The 16,508-nt window shown below is 64.1% G+C and carries 13 protein-coding genes and 3 pseudogenes; 6 read left to right on the forward strand and 10 right to left on the reverse strand.

Annotation, left to right across the window (positions count from 1 at the left end):
• Window positions 1-798, reverse strand: coding sequence for an enoyl-CoA hydratase/isomerase family protein (locus AB8Z38_RS07570; RefSeq protein ID WP_369723935.1), 798 nt, complete (start codon window positions 796-798; stop codon window positions 1-3).
• Between the two features lie 109 nt (window positions 799-907).
• On the opposite strand from AB8Z38_RS07570, the gene AB8Z38_RS07575 reads away from it, so the two are divergent.
• The gene (locus AB8Z38_RS07575) at window positions 908-1,573 is read left to right on the forward strand and encodes a GntR family transcriptional regulator (RefSeq protein ID WP_369723937.1); all 666 of its coding nucleotides are present in this window, start codon (window positions 908-910) and stop codon (window positions 1,571-1,573) included.
• A 5-nt stretch (window positions 1,574-1,578) separates the two neighbouring features.
• Here the strand turns inward: AB8Z38_RS07575 and AB8Z38_RS07580 are convergent, their stop codons facing one another.
• Window positions 1,579-2,307 (reverse strand): haloacid dehalogenase type II, encoded by a 729-nt coding sequence (locus tag AB8Z38_RS07580; protein ID WP_369723939.1) that lies wholly within the window; start codon window positions 2,305-2,307, stop codon window positions 1,579-1,581.
• A gap of 147 nt (window positions 2,308-2,454) precedes the next feature.
• On the opposite strand from AB8Z38_RS07580, the gene AB8Z38_RS07585 reads away from it, so the two are divergent.
• Together AB8Z38_RS07585 and AB8Z38_RS07590 are read left to right on the forward strand one after the other, a co-directional pair.
• On the forward strand, window positions 2,455-3,366 hold the full coding sequence (locus AB8Z38_RS07585; protein WP_369723941.1) for a hypothetical protein: 912 nt from the start codon (window positions 2,455-2,457) through the stop codon (window positions 3,364-3,366).
• Window positions 3,367-3,412: 46 nt separating this feature from the next.
• Entirely contained in the window at window positions 3,413-3,649 is a 237-nt protein-coding gene (locus AB8Z38_RS07590; protein WP_369723942.1) for a hypothetical protein, read from the forward strand.
• Window positions 3,650-3,729: 80 nt separating this feature from the next.
• Here the strand turns inward: AB8Z38_RS07590 and glpX are convergent, their stop codons facing one another.
• The 4 genes and pseudogenes from glpX to AB8Z38_RS07610 all read right to left on the reverse strand — a co-directional run bounded on the left by glpX (window position 3,730) and on the right by AB8Z38_RS07610 (window position 7,908).
• Complete coding sequence (gene glpX, locus AB8Z38_RS07595) at window positions 3,730-4,731, reverse strand: class II fructose-bisphosphatase (protein ID WP_369723944.1); 1,002 nt, start codon at window positions 4,729-4,731, stop codon at window positions 3,730-3,732.
• A gap of 87 nt (window positions 4,732-4,818) precedes the next feature.
• Window positions 4,819-6,134 (reverse strand): annotated as a pseudogene (locus tag AB8Z38_RS07600) (homoserine dehydrogenase).
• Between the two features lie 27 nt (window positions 6,135-6,161).
• Window positions 6,162-7,382 (reverse strand): LL-diaminopimelate aminotransferase, encoded by a 1,221-nt coding sequence (locus tag AB8Z38_RS07605; protein WP_369723946.1) that lies wholly within the window; start codon window positions 7,380-7,382, stop codon window positions 6,162-6,164.
• Between the two features lie 250 nt (window positions 7,383-7,632).
• Window positions 7,633-7,908 carry a hypothetical protein gene (locus AB8Z38_RS07610; protein ID WP_369726764.1) on the reverse strand — a complete coding sequence of 92 codons (276 nt, stop codon included), beginning with the start codon at window positions 7,906-7,908 and terminating at the stop codon, window positions 7,633-7,635.
• A gap of 253 nt (window positions 7,909-8,161) precedes the next feature.
• Between AB8Z38_RS07610 and AB8Z38_RS07615 the strand changes: the two genes are divergently transcribed.
• Window positions 8,162-9,967, forward strand: a complete 1,806-nt coding sequence (locus AB8Z38_RS07615) for a PHA/PHB synthase family protein (protein ID WP_369723949.1) — start codon at window positions 8,162-8,164, stop codon at window positions 9,965-9,967.
• Window positions 9,968-10,055: 88 nt separating this feature from the next.
• Window positions 10,056-10,454 carry an MAPEG family protein gene (locus tag AB8Z38_RS07620; RefSeq protein WP_369723951.1) on the forward strand — a complete coding sequence of 133 codons (399 nt, stop codon included), beginning with the start codon at window positions 10,056-10,058 and terminating at the stop codon, window positions 10,452-10,454.
• Window positions 10,455-10,457: 3 nt separating this feature from the next.
• Here AB8Z38_RS07620 and argC (AB8Z38_RS07625) read toward each other — a convergent pair whose 3' ends face one another.
• The 4 genes and pseudogenes from argC (AB8Z38_RS07625) to AB8Z38_RS07640 all read right to left on the reverse strand — a co-directional run bounded on the left by argC (AB8Z38_RS07625) (window position 10,458) and on the right by AB8Z38_RS07640 (window position 13,936).
• A complete protein-coding gene (argC, locus tag AB8Z38_RS07625) occupies window positions 10,458-11,504 on the reverse strand; it encodes an N-acetyl-gamma-glutamyl-phosphate reductase (protein ID WP_369723953.1) in 1,047 nt (348 codons plus the stop codon).
• A gap of 12 nt (window positions 11,505-11,516) precedes the next feature.
• Entirely contained in the window at window positions 11,517-12,527 is a 1,011-nt protein-coding gene (gene argC / locus AB8Z38_RS07630; protein WP_369723955.1) for an N-acetyl-gamma-glutamyl-phosphate reductase, read from the reverse strand.
• Window positions 12,524-13,188, reverse strand: a pseudogene (locus AB8Z38_RS07635) (FMN-binding negative transcriptional regulator). Before AB8Z38_RS07635 ends, argC (AB8Z38_RS07630) begins: the two are co-directional and overlap by 4 nt.
• Before the next feature lie 217 nt (window positions 13,189-13,405).
• Window positions 13,406-13,936 carry a DedA family protein gene (locus AB8Z38_RS07640; protein WP_369723956.1) on the reverse strand — a complete coding sequence of 177 codons (531 nt, stop codon included), beginning with the start codon at window positions 13,934-13,936 and terminating at the stop codon, window positions 13,406-13,408.
• Window positions 13,937-14,207: 271 nt separating this feature from the next.
• On the opposite strand from AB8Z38_RS07640, the pseudogene parE reads away from it, so the two are divergent.
• Window positions 14,208-16,252 (forward strand): annotated as a pseudogene (gene parE, locus AB8Z38_RS07645) (DNA topoisomerase IV subunit B).
• Window positions 16,253-16,508 lie beyond the last annotated feature (256 nt).

Genomic DNA, 16,508 nt, shown 5'->3' on the forward strand with positions numbered 1-16,508 from the left:
CTATTGACCGCGCCATTGCGGCGCGCGCTTGTTGAGGAAAGCATCGAGCCCTTCGCGAAAATCCTGGCTCGTGTAGCACATCAGGATGAGGTCTTCGCCCTCTTCCCATGTCAGCCGCCTTTGCAGGCGGGCCACCGCCTGCTTGGTCGCAGTCAACGTCAGCGGCGCGTGGCTGGCCAGCAGCCGCGCAACCTCACCGGCACGGCGGCCGAGCGCCGCGTCATCCTCGACGACCTCGCCGAGCAGCCCGACACGTGCCGCCTCCGCGGCATCGACGAGGCGCGCGGTGAAGATCAGATCCTTGACGCGCGCCGCGCCGATGAGCGCGGTGAGGCGGCTGATATTGGACATCGACAGGCAATTGCCCAGCGTGCGAGCGATGGGAAATCCGATTCTGGCGCTTTTGGTGCCGATGCGCAGGTCGCAGGACGCGGCAATGCCCGCGCCGCCGCCGGTGCAGAAGCCGTTGATCGCCGCGATGGTCGGCACCCGGCACTGCTCGAGCGTGGTCAGCACCCGATCGATCCGGTTCTCGTAGTCGATCGCGTGCTGCGGCGTCTTGAAGTCGCGGAATTGATTGATGTCGGTGCCCGAGGCGAACGCCTTGTCGCCCGCGCCGCGCAACACCAGCACCTTGATGGCGGGATCGCCGTTGGCCTGTTCGCAGATCGCGGCAAGCCGCTCGTACATCGCGAAAGTAAAGGCGTTGCGGGCCTGCGGCCGGTTGAAGGTGACCCGCCCGATGCCGTCCTCAAGCTCGAAAACGAGGTCTTTTGCCTCTGCGGCCTCTAGGTCCATTTGCCATCCCCTGTTTTTTACATTTTTGAATGCAAAATTGGGGATATTCAAGGTGGAACTTTGGATTAGACGCCATTAAATTCTTTTTGAATGCAAACCGGATCATCCCATGCTTCATGAAGAGGTCGTTGGCCGCATCCGCGCCATCCTGCTCGAGGGCGAGATCACGCCGGGTGCGCGCATTCCCGAGCGGGAGCTGTGCGAGCGGCTGCAGATCTCGCGTACGCCGCTGCGCGAGGCCTTGAAGGTGCTCGCTGCCGAAGGACTCGTGCAGCTCTTGCCGCATCGCGGCTCGCGCGCGGCGAAGCTGACCGACAAGGACGTGCGCGACCTGTTCGAGGTCTGCCAGGGCCTCGAGGCGCTGGCCGGCGAACTCGCCTGCGAGCGCATCAGCGAGGCCGGGATCGACGAGATCGCGGCTGCGCACGCGGCCATGGTGCAGCATTATCGCGAGGGCGACCTGATCCAGTACTACCGCGGCAACCGCGCCATTCACGAAGCCATCGTCACCGCAGCCGGCAATCCGGCACTGATCGGGCTCTACGCGTCCGTGACGGCGCGCATCCGGCGCGCGCGCTACGTCACGCCGATGACTCCACAGCGCTGGGCGCTGGCCGTGCAGGAGCACGAAGCGATCCTGAACGCGCTGCAGCGCCGCGACGGTGTCGGCCTGTCGCACATCCTGCGCACGCATCTGCGGCACAAGCGCGAGGAGGTCCTGCAGGCGGGCTTTGCCGAGACGGAAGCAAGCGAGCTCGCGCTGCGGATTGCGTGAAGACCCTAGCAGCCGAGCCTGTCGGCGATCCCGCCAAAATCCCTGGCGACGATGTCCCAGTTGCCGGTCGCCTCGAAGTCGACCTTCTGGTGCGGACCGTATTCGGTCGGCCGCGCGACGAACGCGGTCTTGAGGCCATTCTTCTGCGCGGCGGCCAAATCGCCATTGTGCGCGGCGACCATCATGACCTCTTCAGGCTTGAGGTCGAGCAGCTGCGCGGCGCCGAGATAAGTCTCGGGATCGGGCTTGTAGTGCTCAAACAGCTCGGCCGACATCACGAGGTCCCAGGGCAGACCCGCAAACTTCGCCATGTTCGTGAGCAGCGCGACATTGCCGTTCGACAGCGGCGAGATGACGAATTTGGTCTTGAGCCGCGTCAGGCCGGCGACGCTGTCAGGCCAGGGATGCAGGCGGTGCCAGCCTTTGGTGATGTAGTCGAGGTCGGCCTCGGTCAGACCCTTGATCGCGAACTTCTCGACCAGCCTGTCCAGCGAGCGGCGGTGCAGGACGTCGAGGATGACATAACCGCGTTCGGGGTGCTTGCGCACGTCGTCCATGGCCGCGGTGTACATGCCGCGCCAGCCGTCGACCAAAGCGGTCCAGTCGGCGGTGATGCCGCGGCCCTTGCCCCACCACATCAGGTCGGTGATCAGACTGGCGCGCCAGTCGACAACGGTGCCGAACACGTCGAACACGAGGGCTTTGACGGCGGTGAGATCGGAGGTCGTAGTCATGCTTTGCACCGTGGCTGCGGGACGCGCTCGGATCGAGGGCTTTAAAGCACGATCGGTTCCATGCAACAATAGCGCTGGCCGGTACATGAAGCACATCCAACATGAGCAAGGTGACCGGCCAACCAGTCGGATTGCTGCGCACCTGCCATGACCAAATCTGTCGCCTACGTGATGCTGGAGGACGGCCATTTCCCGAACATGGGAGTCCTGATTGAGGCGTTACGCGTCCGTCATCCCGGCCTGCGCTGGGAAAGCACCGAACGCGGGTCAAGTGTAGACGCCGACGGACCGATGTTCATCCGCGCCGGCGATCATCTAGTGGCCATCCTGTTGATGCCCGCGCCCCTGCCCTTCGATCAGCAGCTGTGGGAGCGGACGTTGTCGGTGTGGCCCGACGCTTTCCACGCGGTAGACCGCCACCGCGCGCACCTGATCATTTCGACGATGGGCTCCGCCGAAAAAAACGCAGGCACGACAGAGCTTGGGCTCGTCGAGAGTGCTCGCCTCACAACGGCCGTGGTCGGCGGCGTGCTCGAAGCGCAGCGGGGCTGTCTCGGAGTAGTCTGGTGCGGAAACGTTGGTCGCTCCCCCGAGATGTGGCTTGAGCAGTCAGGCCGATCGTTCACTCCGTTTCCAGATCACCCGTTTGGACTGTGGATGGAAATCGTTCCCTTCCGTTGCGGTGAGACCGTCGGGGCTTATACGGTCGGTTTATCCGCATTCACGGGACGCGAGATTGAGTTTGAAGTGGATGGACTCGACGAGCGCGTTGTCATCGGCCGCGTTGCCCAGCTTGCGTCATTCGTCATCGCAAACGGCATCGGCACCGAACTCGCGAGCGGCGCAGTGTTCGAGGCCGACTCCGAGATCGAGCACCGCGTCGCTGTGCTTCACCGCAACTCGCGGTTCAACATCGGGCCGGTCATTACATTCTCATCTGTTGGGGACCGGCCCGGAAAACAAAAGAACCTACGAGGTCATTCCTACCTCGATCGCCCGAAATCATCCGTTGCTGGTCATGTTGGGCAAGGCTGGGCTCTTCGACCCGGCAAGTCCTGAAAATCGAATCCAGCTACGGCCGGATCATTACGTTTCGGAAGTCCGGTTGGAGAGCTACGATGCCGGCATATCGGGCGCGTTGTCCAACATGCTGGCCAGCGATGCCTATTTTGAGGCCGACGCAAACGCTCGGCGCGCGCTCGCGACCGGGGATGTCAAATCGGCGAAGCTGCTTCTTCTGCCTTTTGCCAAAGAAGTCGACCTGCTGCAGTCGGCTCTGAAGCTAGCGCTGACCTTGCGCGATGCCTTCATGTTTTTGCCAGCACCGCCTCACAGGCCATAACCCAACTTCGACGCAGGCTGGTCAATCCGCGGCGAACGTCCGGCTGAATTCGCCGAACGTTATGCGCGCTCCTCGCATCCTTAGTCCAAATGAAACTTCGCGAGCTCGCGGTGCTCGGCCTTGATGTAGCGCACCGTGCCGGTGACGGAGCGCATCACCACCGTCTCGGTCTCGATCACGCCGTCCTTGCGGAATTTCACGCCTGAGAGCAGCGAGCCGGTGGTGACGCCGGTGGCCGCGAACAGGCAGTCGCCGCGCGCCATGTCCTCGATGCCGTAGATCATCTTGGGATCGTTGACGCCCATCTTGGCGGCGCGCTCGCGCTTCTCTTCGGAATCGAGGATCAGGCGGCACTGCATCTGGCCGCCGATGCAGCGCAGCGCCACGGCCGCAAGCACGCCTTCCGGCGCGCCGCCGGTGCCGAGATACATGTCGACGCCGGTATTATCAGGATCCGCGCAGTGGATGACGCCGGCGACGTCGCCATCGGTGATGAGGCGCACGGCCGCGCCGGTCGACCGCACGCTCTCGATGATGCTGGCGTGACGCGGACGGTCGAGCACGAGCACGGTGATGCCGTCGGGCTGGACGCCCTTGGCCTTGGCGAGACGGCGGACGTTCTCGGCCGGCGTGGCGTCGAGCTCGACGACGCCCTTGGCGTAGCCGGGACCGATCGCGAGCTTCTGCATGTAGACGTCGGGCGCGTGCAGCAGCGTGCCGCCGTCCGCCATCGCCATGGTGGCGATCGAGCCCGGCATGTTCTTGGCGCACAGCGTGGTGCCTTCGAGCGGGTCGACCGCGATGTCGACCTGCGGGCCGGCGTTCATGCCGACCTTCTCGCCGATGAACAACATCGGCGCCTCGTCGCGCTCGCCCTCGCCGATCACGATGGTGCCTTCGATCGGCAGCTTGTTGAGCTCGCGGCGCATCGCGTCCACCGCGGCCTGGTCCGCCGCCTTCTCGTTGCCGTGCCCGCGCAGCCGCGCCGACGACACCGCCGCCCGCTCCGTCACCCGCACGATCTCCAGCGTGAGAATGCGCTCGAGCAAGGCTTGCGGCGGCACTGAAATATGGGTCGACATCTGGCTAACTCCTTCAACTGCTTTCGGCGGACGTTCGCCGCATCAATTCGCAACATCGCGGTTCGTTCGAACCGTGCTGTCGATGCGCTAGTTCTTCTCGATCCTGATGACCTGCGGCCGTCCGCTGATCACCTTATCCTTCTGCACCGCTGCGAGTGCGCGGCGCACGGCATCTTCATGCGTCGCGTAAGTGATCAGAATGACGGGCACGGGCACCGCCTTGCCATTTGCCGGCGTGACCCCGCCATTGGGATGACGCTGCACGATCGACTCGATCGAAATCTTCTGCTCGGCGAGCCGGGTCGCGATCGCGGCCGCCGTGCCGGGGAAATCGCGCGCCAGGAGGCGGATGTAGTAGCCGCCCTCGTGGCGCTCCATCGGCGCCTTCCTGGTGTCGCGCAGCTGCGCGATCGGCCGGCCGAACGGATTGGCGCGGATGCCGCGCGCAACGTCGGCGATGTCGGCCACCACGGCGGACGCGGTCGCTGCTCCCCCGCGCCGGGGCCAACCAGCGTGATCGGCGGAATGCCCTCGCCATCGATCGTGACCGCATTGGTGACACCCATCACCTGCGCGATCGACGAGGATTTTGGAACCATGGTTGGATGCACGCGCTGCTCGATGCCAGTTGCGGTGCGAACCGCAACGCCGAGCAGCTTGACGCGATAGCCGAGATCGGCGGCGGCGCGCAGATCTTCCGGCGCGATGGAGGAGATGCCTTCGACATAGACCGCGCTTTGAGCAACTTTCGTGCCGAAAGCGAGGCTGGCGAGAATCGCGAGCTTTTGCGCGGTGTCGTGGCCGTCGACGTCGAAGGACGGATTGGCCTCGGCATAGCCGAGCCGCTGCGCGTCCTTGAGGCATTCGGCAAACGACAGGCCTTCCTGCTCCATCCGCGTCAGGATGTAATTGCAGGTGCCGTTGAGGATGCCGTAGACGCGGCTGATGCCGGTTCCCGCAAGGCCTTCGCGCAACGTCTTGATGACGGGGATCGCAGCACCAACGGCTGCCTCGAAATTCAGCGCACCGCCATGCTTTTCGGCCGCCTTGGCGAGCTTCAGGCCGTGCTTGGCGAGCAACGCCTTGTTGGCGGTGACGACGGACTTGCCGGCGTTGAGCGCAGCTTCGACGGCCGCGAGCGCGGGATCGCCGGCGCCGCCCATCAGTTCGACGAAGCAGTCGATGCCGGGATGGGTTGCAAGTGCGAGCGGATCCTTGACCCATTCGACGCCGCGCAGATCGACGCTGCGCTTCTTCGCCTTCGAGCGCGCGGTGACGGCGACGACGCGAATGCCGCGGCCGCTGCGGCCTGCGAGCACGCGGGCTTGCGTTTCGATCAGACGGACGACTTCGGCGCCCACGGTGCCGAGCCCCGCTATGCCCAGTTTCAGGGGTGCGACCATGTGCTTTGGAAAACCTGTCGAAGAGAATTAACGCCGGGTGGCGAGCGGAACGACGTTGTGCAACGTTTCGATGCCGCTTTCAAGGAAGCGGCGCACGCCGCGCGCGGCCTGCCTGATCCGCTGCTCGTTTTCCACCATGGCGATGCGGACATATCCTTCACCATGCTCGCCGAAGCCCACGCCGGGCGAGAGCACGACGCCGGATTTCTCCACCATCAGTGTCGCGAACTGCATGCTGCCGACGCTGCGGAACGCCTCCGGCAGCGGTGCCCAGGCGAACATCGAGGCATCCGGCGGCGGGATCTCCCAGCCGGCGCGGCCGAACGACTCCACCAGCGCGTCGCGGCGCTTCCGGTAGGTATCGCGCATCTCCTTGATGCAATCGTCAGGGCCGTTCAGTGCGGCGGTCGCCGCGACCTGGATCGGCGTGAACGCACCGTAATCGAGATAGGATTTGACCCGTCCGAGCGCGGCGATGACGCGCTCATTGCCGACGGCAAAGCCCATGCGCCAGCCGGCCATCGAATACGTCTTCGACATCGAGGTGAATTCGACGGCGACGTCGATCGCGCCGGGCACCTGCAGCACCGAGGGCGGCGGATTGCCCTCGTCGAAATAGACCTCGGCATAAGCGAGATCGGACAAAATCAGGATCTCGTGCTTCTTCGCGAAGGCGACCAGGTCCTTGTAGAAGTCGAGGCTCGCGACATAGGCGGTGGGGTTCGAGGGATAGCAGACCACGAGCGCGAGCGGCTTCGGGATCGAATGCACGATGGCCCGCTCGACCGCCTCGAAGAATTGCGGCGTCGGCTCCGAGGGCACCGAGCGGATCACGCCGCCCGCCATCAAAAAGCCGAAGGCGTGAATCGGGTAGCTCGGGTTCGGGCACAGGATGACGTCACCCGGCGCAGTGATCGCCTGGGCCACGTTGGCAAAGCCCTCCTTGGAGCCGAGCGTCGCCACGATCTGGGTGTCGGGGTTGAGCTTCACCCCGAAGCGGCGGGCGTAATACCCGGCCTGGGCCCGGCGCAGGCCGGGGATGCCCCGCGAGGCCGAGTAGCGGTCGGTGCGCGGCTTGCCGAGCGTCTCCTTGAGCTTCTCCAGCACATGCGGCGGCGCCGGCAGGTCCGGATTGCCCATGCCGAGATCGATGATGTCAGCGCCGGCATTGCGCGCGGCCGCCTTGGCCCGGTTGACCTGCTCGAACACGTAAGGCGGAAGGCGGCGGATGCGGTAAAATTCTTCCATGGGTCCAGACATCGCTACTTGGGCTCCGGGCAACCGGTCAGGGCAGAATCGAACGGTCATGACAGACCATGGGGGAGGCCTCGACCCATTCGTGAAAATCGCTCAAAATCAAATACTTCGAGCGTTTCTCAGCGACGGGGATTGAAGTCCCTTGCTCTGACTCTCGGCTGAACTGGGGTCTTTTTAGCACGGAGTGGCGGGGGCGCCAGCGATTACCTTGCTCCGCCACGCCGTTCTCTACTTAGCGTACTTACTTGGCGTCCTTGGCGGCGACGGCCTGGCGGTCACGCGCGGCGGCAAGCTCCGCCTCGATCTTGGCGCGCTGGTCGGGTGGGATGATCGCCTGGTCGCGATCAGGCGGCAGGTCGTGCACCGGAAGATAGCCGCTCGGATCCTTCGCATGCGCCTGCGCATCGGCGGGCGAGTAGTCGGCGAGCTGGCTCGAGCAGCCGCCCAGCGCAAGCGCCGCGATCAGCAGCGCGCCGCACGCGAGCCGGGTCTTTTGCAGGTCCCACAACGCCAACACTTGGGAAATCCCCACTTCGTCCCAACGCAAGGCTGCCGGTAGCTTAACCAACAACCTGCCCAAGCTCAAACCATTGCTGCCCACAAATGGTACGAGCGAGAATTCATCCAAGGCCCACAACACGAGAGGTGCACGTCGATTGTGACAAAAGCAAGAAGCCTTGTCGCAGTGCAGCACATCTTCGCGTCTGTTTGACGCGAAACCGGCGAGCTTCGCGGTGACGAATACGGAATGAATCGTTACTGTTCTGCCCATGAGTACAGCCACGACCGACACGCCCGGATCCGAGACGAAGTTCGATGCAAACGCCTTCGCGATGAATGTCGCGCGCGCGATGGAAGGCGGCGGCAAGGCGCTTGCCGCCTACCTGAAGCCGCGCGAAAGCGGCGAGGTGCAGGACCGACCGTCGGCGGAGCTCGCCGAAGTGGTCAAAGCCTTCACGTCGGTCGCCGAATACTGGCTGTCGGACTCCTCGCGCGCCTCCGAGGTCCAGACCAAGCTTGCCAAGGACTATCTCGACCTCTGGGGCTCTGCGGCGCGGCGCATGGCCGGCCAGGATGCGCAGCCCGCGATTGCGCCGTCGCCGCGCGACAAGCGCTTTGCCGATCCGGAATGGAAATCGAACCAGTTCTTCGATTTCATGATGCAGCTCTATCTGCTCACGACCAGATGGGCGCAGGAGCTGGTGCGCGACGCCGAGCTTGATCCGCAGACCCGCCGCAAGGCGGAGTTCTACGTCCAGCAGGTCGCCAACGCGCTGTCGCCGTCGAACTTCGTGCTGACCAATCCCGAGGTGCTGCGCGCAACCGTCGCAAGCAGCGGCGAAAATCTCGCGCGCGGTCTGACCATGCTGGCCGAGGACATCGCCGCCGGCAAGGGCATGCTGAAGATCCGCCAGTCCAATCCGGACAACCTCGTCGTCGGCGTCAACATGGCGACCACGCCGGGCAAGGTGATCTACCAGAACGAGATGATGCAGCTGATCCAGTACGCGCCGACGACGGAGAAGGTGCTGCGCACGCCCCTCCTCATCGTGCCGCCCTGGATCAACAAGTTCTACATCCTCGATCTCAAGCCGGAGAAATCCTACATCAAGTGGTGCGTCGACCAGGGCATCACCGTGTTCGTGATCTCGTGGGTCAATCCCGACAAGCGGCTCGGAGCCAAGACCTGGGAAGACTACATGAAGGAAGGCGTTCTGACGGCGATGGACGTCATCGAGCGCGCGACCGGCGAGTTGAAGGTGCACACGGCCGGCTATTGCGTCGGCGGCACGATGCTCGCGACCACGCTGGCCTGGCTCGCCGAGAAGCGCCGCCAGCGGGTGACCTCGGCGACGTTCTTTGCAGCGCAGGTCGACTTCACCCATGCCGGCGATCTCCTCGTCTTCGTCGACGAGGATCAGATCACAGCGCTCGAGCAGGACATGAAGGCATCCGGCGTGCTCGAAGGCTCCAAGATGGCGATGGCCTTCAACATGCTGCGCTCCAACGATCTGATCTGGTCCTATGTCGTCAGCAACTATCTGAAAGGCCAGCAGCCGAGCGCGTTCGACCTGTTGCACTGGAATTCGGATGCGACCCGCATGACCGCGTCGAACCATTCCTATTATTTGCGCAACTGCTATCTGGAGAACCGGCTGTCCACGGGCACCATGGTGCTCGACAACACCCTGCTCGACCTCTCCAAGGTCAAGGTGCCCGTTTACAATCTCGCCACCCGCGAGGACCACATCGCGCCGGCCGAGTCGGTGCTTTACGGCTCGCAGTTCTTCGGCGGCCCGGTGAAATATGTGCTGTCCGGCTCGGGCCACATCGCCGGCGTGGTCAATCCGCCGGCGTCGAACAAATACCAGTACTGGACCAACGACAACGTCAAGAACGTCACCGTAGCCGAGTGGATGAAGGGTGCCGTCGAGCACAAGGGCTCGTGGTGGCCGGACTGGCGCGAATGGCTGGGCGGGCTCGATCCGGAGGAAGTCCCGGCGCGCAAGGTCGGCAGCGAGGCGCTGCCTCCGATCGAGGACGCGCCCGGCAGCTATGTCAGGGTGCGCGCGTAGCGGACGATTGCTTGCGCATGGCGCAAGCTTGCGCGCTTGTATAAGCTCGCTCTCGATTCAGACATGAGACGACAGAGGGGACCGGATTATGACGCGCGAATTGTTCTGGCTGACAATGACGGTGATCCTGACCGGGATTCTCTGGATTCCCTACACCATCAATCGCTGCCAGGTGCGCGGTCTCGGTGGCGCGATGGCCAATCCCTCGCGCGGCGACAAGCCGCAGGCGGAGTGGGCGAACCGCCTGATGTTCGCGCATGACAACGCGGTCGAGAACCTGGTCCTGTTCGCGCCGCTGGTGCTGATCCTGAACGCGATCGATTATTCGACGAAATGGACGGTGCTGGCATGCGTCGTCTACTTCTGGGCTCGCGTCGCGCATCTGATCGTCTATGCCCTCGGGATCCCGGTGTTCCGGACGGTCGCCTTCACGGTGGGCTTCCTGGCGCAGGCTGTGCTGGCGCTGGCGATTTTCAAGGTGTTCTAGCGATCAGGGAAACAGCGCGATCTGCTCCAGTCCAGCGGTCTCGGGCAGCCCGAACATCAGGTTCATGTTCTGGATTGCCTGACCGGCCGAGCCCTTCACCAGATTGTCGAGGGTGGAAATCACGATCGCCCGATTCTTGATCCGGTCGGCGATGACGCCGACCTGCACATAGTTGGAGCCGCGCACGTTCTGGGTCTGCGGCAGCACGCCCTTCCTGGCCACATGCACGAAGGGCTCGTTCGCGTAGGCTTTCTCGAGTGCGGCCCGCAAATCGTCCGGCGTCGCGCCGTTGAGCCTGACATAGGACGTGCAGAGTTCGCCGCGCGCCATTGGAATAAGATGCGGCGTGAAGTTGATCGTCACCGCGGAACCGGCGGCGACGCCGATCTCCTGCTCGATCTCCGGCGCGTGCCGGTGGGTGCCGACCGAATAGGGCGACAGCCCCTCGCCCGCCTCGCTGAACAACGTGTTCTGTTTCAGCCCGCGGCCGGCGCCGGTGACGCCTGATTTGGCGTCGATGACGATGTCGTCGATGTCGATCAATTTGGCTTTCGCAAGCGGCACCAGCGCGAGCAGCGCCGCCGTGGGATAGCAGCCGGGACAGGCGACCAGCCGCGCCGACGCGATCTTCTCGCGATAGAATTCGGTCAGGCCATAGACCGCTTCGCCCTGCAGTTCGAGCGCCCGGTGCTCATGGCCGTACCATTGCGCGTAGGTGTTCTTGTCCCGCAGCCTGAAGTCGGCGGACATGTCGAGGACCTTGATCTCCGGATTTGCCTTGAGGACCGCGGCAATGATTTCCTGCGTGGTGCCGTGCGGCAGCCCGCAGAACACCGCATCGAGCTTGCTCCAGTCGACCTTTTCCCATTCCACGAGTTTCGGCAGGTTCAGCATGAAGAAATGCGGAAACACGTCGCCCATCGACTTGCCGGCGTGGGTGTTGGCGGTGAGCGCGATGATCTCGGCGTTCGGATGCCGCGCCAGCAGGCGCACCGCATCGGCCCCGGTGTAACCGGAGGCGCCGAGAGTGCCGATCTTCTTCGAGCTCATCACGCGTTCCTTTCAGGCGTCAAGGCCCAGCATCAGCCGCATATTCTGAACGGCTGCGCCCGAGGCGCCCTTGCCGAGATTGTCGAGCCGCGCGACCAGCACCGCCTGGTGATGTTTGTCGCTGGCGAAGACATAGAGCTCGAGCATGTTGGTTTCGTTGAGCGCCTCCGGCTCGAGCTTGCCGCCCTTGGTCGCTTCGTTCTGAAGCGGCATCACCGAGACGTATTTTGAGCCGGCATAGCGCTTGGCCAATGCGGCCTGGAGATCTGCACCGCTGGGCTTTCCCGGCAGTGTGTCGAGCTGGAGCGGGACCGAGACCAGCATGCCCTGCCGGTAGTTGCCGACCGACGGGATGAAGATCGGCCGCCGCGTCAGGTTCGAATAGAGCTGCATCTCCGGCAGATGCTTGTGCTCGAAGCCGAGGCCGTAAAGCTCGAAGGCCGGCGCGCGGCCCTCTTCATAGCTCGCGATCATCGACTTGCCGCCGCCGGAATAGCCGCTCACCGCGTTGACGGTGACGGGATAATCGGGCGGCAACAGACCCGCGTCGACGATCGGCCGCAGCAGCGCGATCGCGCCGGTCGGATAGCAGCCGGGATTGGAGACCTTCTTCGCGGCCTTGATCCTGCCGGCCTGGTCTGCCGTCAGCTCCGGAAAGCCGTAGGCCCAATCAGACGCGACCCGGTACGCGGTGGAGGCGTCCAGCACCTTCGGCCCCGACGCGCCCATGCTGTCGATCAGCGCGACCGCTTCGCGGGCCGCATCGTCCGGCAGGCACAGGATGACGAGATCCACCTCCTGCATCAGCGCCTTCTTGGCCGCGGGGTCCTTGCGCTTGTCGTCGGCAATCGTCTTGACCACGACATCGCTCTGGAGCTTCAGCCGCTCGTTGATGCCGAGCCCGGTGGTGCCGGAGCCGCCGTCGACGAAGACGGATGCGGGCTTTTTCGCAGGGCCCGTTTTCGAGCCTTCCTTCGTGTCGACGAGGCTGGTGTCAGAAAGGCTGGTTTCAGAAAGATTCATGGCACGCTTCCTTGGAGCTTGTTGGCAGCCGCGAAAGCTTGCGGCTTCACGTCCTGCATCAGTTGCGCGATCTCCCTGGCGTCGGCGGAAGGCTGCGCACCGAGAGCATCGGCGATCGCGGTGTAATCCGCGTCGGATTTGTGCTGGTTGAGCTTGAAGCTGCCTTCGACCTCTTCAACCGTCATCACCAGACCCACGATCGCCTTCTTCATCGCCTCCAGCCGGCCCGCGGTCATCTTGCCCGACGTCCACGGCTTCTTCGGCAGCAACCGGCTCTCGAACTTCTCGCTGAGGACATCGACCTGCACCGACAGCTCGTCGTCCGCTAGCAGCCGCACCGGCCCGCTCAGATGCACCGACTGATAGAGCCAGGTCGGCACCTGATCGGGCGAGACGTACCAATCGGGCGAGACATAGGCATCGGGACCGTTGACCGCGAGCAGCCAGGAGGTCGCGCCGTCCGCAAGCTTTAGCAGCGGATTGTGACGCGCGGCATGAAAGGCGGCGTGCGGCGTGCCGTCATCGGCGTAGGTCAGATAGAACGGCAGCGCCGACGCGATCGGCTTCTTGCCGTCGAAGGCGCACATCATGCCGAAGCCGCGCGCCTCGGCGAATTTCAGGCTCGCGGCGCGGTCCTGCTTGAACAAGGGGGCGTGTACATATTGGTCTCCTGCTGGGCCTCGTTGGGGGCCGCCGGATCAGATCGCGCTGACAGGAGAGAGAATGCCGCGGATCGGATCCAGCGGCAAAGACGATGATCTCAAACGCGATCGACCGCCCAAACCGCTAAAGCGCGGCGGCGGCGACGGGCGAACAGGATGGTCGCGGCGTTGATCATGGCGCGGGGCTATAGGGCCAAGCGCGGTTCCCGTCAAGCTTCACACCACCCGCCAGATCCATTCCATGATCGTTGCGATCACGTCGCCGAACAGCAGCAGCGCCGCCGACCAGACCAGGGCCGAAATGAAATTGGCGGTCTGGAAGCTCCAATAGGGCATCTCGAAAATGCCGGCGGCGAGCGGCACGGAGGCGCGCAAGGGGCCGAAGAAGCGGCCGATGAAGATGCTGGGCACGCCCCAGCTTTTCACGAAGGCCTCGCCCTTGGGCAGCAGTTCCGGATAGCGCGAGAGCGGCCACATCTGTGCGACCTGCTCCTTGTAGCGGTAGCCGAACCAATAGGAGACCCAGTCCCCGAGAGCGGCGCCAATGCCGCCGGCGATCCAGACCGGGTAGAAGCTGATGCCGCTCGCCCCGATCAGGGCACCGATCGCGACCAGCGCGCCCCAGGCCGGGATCAGCAGCGAAATGAAGGCGAGCGACTCGCCGAAGGCCAGCAGGAACACGATCGGAGCCGCCCAAGCCTGGTGAAGGCGCACGAAGTCGGCCAGTGCGTGCGCATACTGCTCCATTCCTGATCGCCTTCCCGCCCCGCCTTGAGGCCTGCTCGATGAAAAGGACTGGTAAGCCAAGCACTTGTGTGACATCAAGTCACAAAGCCCGATCTGGACCGGACCGGCGCGTCAAATTGCCGGGACTTGGGCAGCCAGCGGCGTAAAATCGCCGGGATTGGCTCCCAACGCCACCGCCCGGCCGTCCCGCGGTGACCTTTCTCGGCCAGCCGTGGCATAGTCGGCGCAACCGATCTGCCGCTCAGGCGGCCCTCAAACTGCATCAAGATACATGTCCAAACAATTGAAGCCCAAGGCAAAAGACGATTTTTTCGGCGGCGATGAGCCGAAGCCTCGCGCCGCCGCCAAGGCGGCCTCGCGGGCCGGCGGTGCCGAAGCCGACTACACGGCGGCCGACATCGAGGTGCTCGAAGGCCTGGAGCCGGTGCGGCGCCGGCCCGGCATGTATATCGGCGGCACCGACGAAAAAGCGCTGCATCACCTCTTTGCCGAAGTCATCGACAACTCGATGGACGAAGCGCTGGCCGGGCATGCGACCTTCATCGGCGTCGAGCTCAGCGCCGACGGTTTCCTGACCGTCACCGACAACGGCCGCGGCATTCCGGTCGATCCGCATCCGAAGTTTCCGAAGAAGTCGGCGCTCGAAGTCATCATGTGCACGCTGCACTCGGGCGGCAAGTTCGACTCCAAGGTGTACGAGACTTCGGGTGGCTTGCACGGCGTCGGCATCTCGGTGGTGAACGCCCTCTCCTCCTTGCTGGAGGTCGAGGTCGCGCGCAGCCAGAAACTCTACCGCATGACGTTCGAGCGCGGGCACCCGAAGGGCAAGCTCGAGGATCTCGGCAAGATCAACAACCGCCGCGGCACGCGCGTGCGCTTCAAGCCCGACACCGACATTTTCGGTGCCAAGGCCGCGTTCAAGCCGCAGCGCCTGTTCAAGATGACGCGCTCGAAGGCGTATCTGTTCGGCGGCGTCGAGATCCGCTGGAATTGTGCGCCCGAGCTGTTGAAGGGCGTCGAGGACGTGCCGGCGGAAGCGACGTTCCACTTCCCCGGTGGCTTGAAGGATTATCTGGCCGCTGCGATCCATGCCGACACGCTGGTGCATGCCGACATCTTCTCAGGCAAATCCGGGCGCAACGGCGCGCATGGCGCCTGCGAATGGGCGGTGGCGTGGACCGCGGATGCCGATGGCTTCCTGTCGTCCTACACCAACACCGTGCCGACGCCCGACGGCGGCACGCACGAGTCCGGCCTGCGCAGCGCGCTGTTGCGCGGCCTGAAGGATCATGCCGAGCGCGTCGGCCAGGGCAAGCGCGCGGCCTCCATCACCTCGGAAGACGTGATGGTCGGCGCGGCCGTGATGCTCTCGGTGTTCGTGCGCGAGCCCGAATTCCAGGGCCAGACCAAGGATCGCCTTGCCACGGCCGAAGCGCAGCGCATCGTCGAACAAGCGATGAAGGATCCGTTCGACCACTGGCTCTCCGGCAATCCGAACCAGGCCAACAGGCTGCTCGATTTCGTGATCGATCGCGCCGAGGAGCGGCTGCGCCGCCGCCAGGAGAAGGAGACCGCGCGCAAAACCGCCGGCAAGAAGCTGCGCCTGCCCGGCAAGCTCGCCGACTGCAGCGATGCAGGCCTGGAGGGCTCAGAACTCTTCATCGTCGAGGGTGACTCGGCCGGCGGCAGCGCCAAGCAGGCGCGCGACCGCAAGACCCAGGCCGTGCTGCCGCTGCGCGGCAAGATTCTCAACGTCGCCTCCGCCGGCAAGGACAAGCTGACGGCAAACACCCAGCTCGCCGACCTCGTGCAGGCGATCGGCTGCGGCATGCTGGCGCAGTATCGCGAAGAGGATCTGCGCTATCAGCGCATCATCATCATGACCGACGCCGACGTCGACGGCGCCCCATCGCTTCGCTCTTGATCACCTTCTTCTACCGGCAGATGCCGCGGCTGATCGACGAAGGGCATCTCTTCCTTGCGGTGCCGCCGCTTTACAAGCTGACAGTCGGCACCAAGTCGATCTACGCCCGTGACGACGCGCACAAGGAGGCACTGATCAAGAGCGAGTTCAACGCCAATGCCAAGGTCGAGGTGAACCGCTTCAAAGGCCTCGGCGAGATGATGCCGGCGCAGCTCAAGGAGACCACGATGGATCCGGCCAAGCGGACCATGCTGAAGGTGGTGCTGCTCGCGGATGACCGCGACACCACGGCCGATTCGGTGGAGCGGCTGATGGGCACCAAGGCGGAAGCGCGATTCGCGTTCATCTCGGACAAGGCCGAATTCGCCAACGACGATTTGCTCGACGTCTGAAGCAGCGGTTTTCCGCGAAAAAGCCCCGGCTCAACGCCGGGGCTTTTTCATTGGCAGTGCGGCTCTTTCCGGCTGATTCAGGCAGGCCGCCGTCCAGCACGACCCGCGACTCGGCCAACGACTCACAGGCGCCAAGGCCAAAGCAGGACTGCCTCCGTTTCGGACAGAGGCGCATTTGCTAACAAAAACTTACCCGCAGCAGAACTCCGAAGAAGCACGCAACACTATGATTCCGTGTCATTTTCTCGACCCAGTC

Source organism: Bradyrhizobium sp. LLZ17 (assembly GCF_041200145.1).
Classification (GTDB): domain Bacteria; phylum Pseudomonadota; class Alphaproteobacteria; order Rhizobiales; family Xanthobacteraceae; genus Bradyrhizobium.

What these genes read in the sequence shown, in the direction of transcription:
- AB8Z38_RS07575 (WP_369723937.1), top strand. Translation starts at nt 908, where the DNA reads ATGCTTCATGAAGAGGTCGTTGGCCGCATCCGCGCCATCCTGCTCGAG.
- AB8Z38_RS07615 (WP_369723949.1), top strand. Translation starts at nt 8,162, where the DNA reads ATGAGTACAGCCACGACCGACACGCCCGGATCCGAGACGAAGTTCGAT.
- AB8Z38_RS07640 (WP_369723956.1), bottom strand. Translation starts at nt 13,936, where the DNA reads ATGGAGCAGTATGCGCACGCACTGGCCGACTTCGTGCGCCTTCACCAG.
- argC (WP_369723955.1), bottom strand. Translation starts at nt 12,527, where the DNA reads ATGAATCTTTCTGAAACCAGCCTTTCTGACACCAGCCTCGTCGACACG.
- AB8Z38_RS07570 (WP_369723935.1), bottom strand. Translation starts at nt 798, where the DNA reads ATGGACCTAGAGGCCGCAGAGGCAAAAGACCTCGTTTTCGAGCTTGAG.
- AB8Z38_RS07605 (WP_369723946.1), bottom strand. Translation starts at nt 7,382, where the DNA reads ATGGAAGAATTTTACCGCATCCGCCGCCTTCCGCCTTACGTGTTCGAG.
- AB8Z38_RS07620 (WP_369723951.1), top strand. Translation starts at nt 10,056, where the DNA reads ATGACGCGCGAATTGTTCTGGCTGACAATGACGGTGATCCTGACCGGG.
- AB8Z38_RS07585 (WP_369723941.1), top strand. Translation starts at nt 2,455, where the DNA reads ATGACCAAATCTGTCGCCTACGTGATGCTGGAGGACGGCCATTTCCCG.
- argC (WP_369723953.1), bottom strand. Translation starts at nt 11,504, where the DNA reads ATGAGCTCGAAGAAGATCGGCACTCTCGGCGCCTCCGGTTACACCGGG.
- AB8Z38_RS07580 (WP_369723939.1), bottom strand. Translation starts at nt 2,307, where the DNA reads ATGACTACGACCTCCGATCTCACCGCCGTCAAAGCCCTCGTGTTCGAC.
- glpX (WP_369723944.1), bottom strand. Translation starts at nt 4,731, where the DNA reads ATGTCGACCCATATTTCAGTGCCGCCGCAAGCCTTGCTCGAGCGCATT.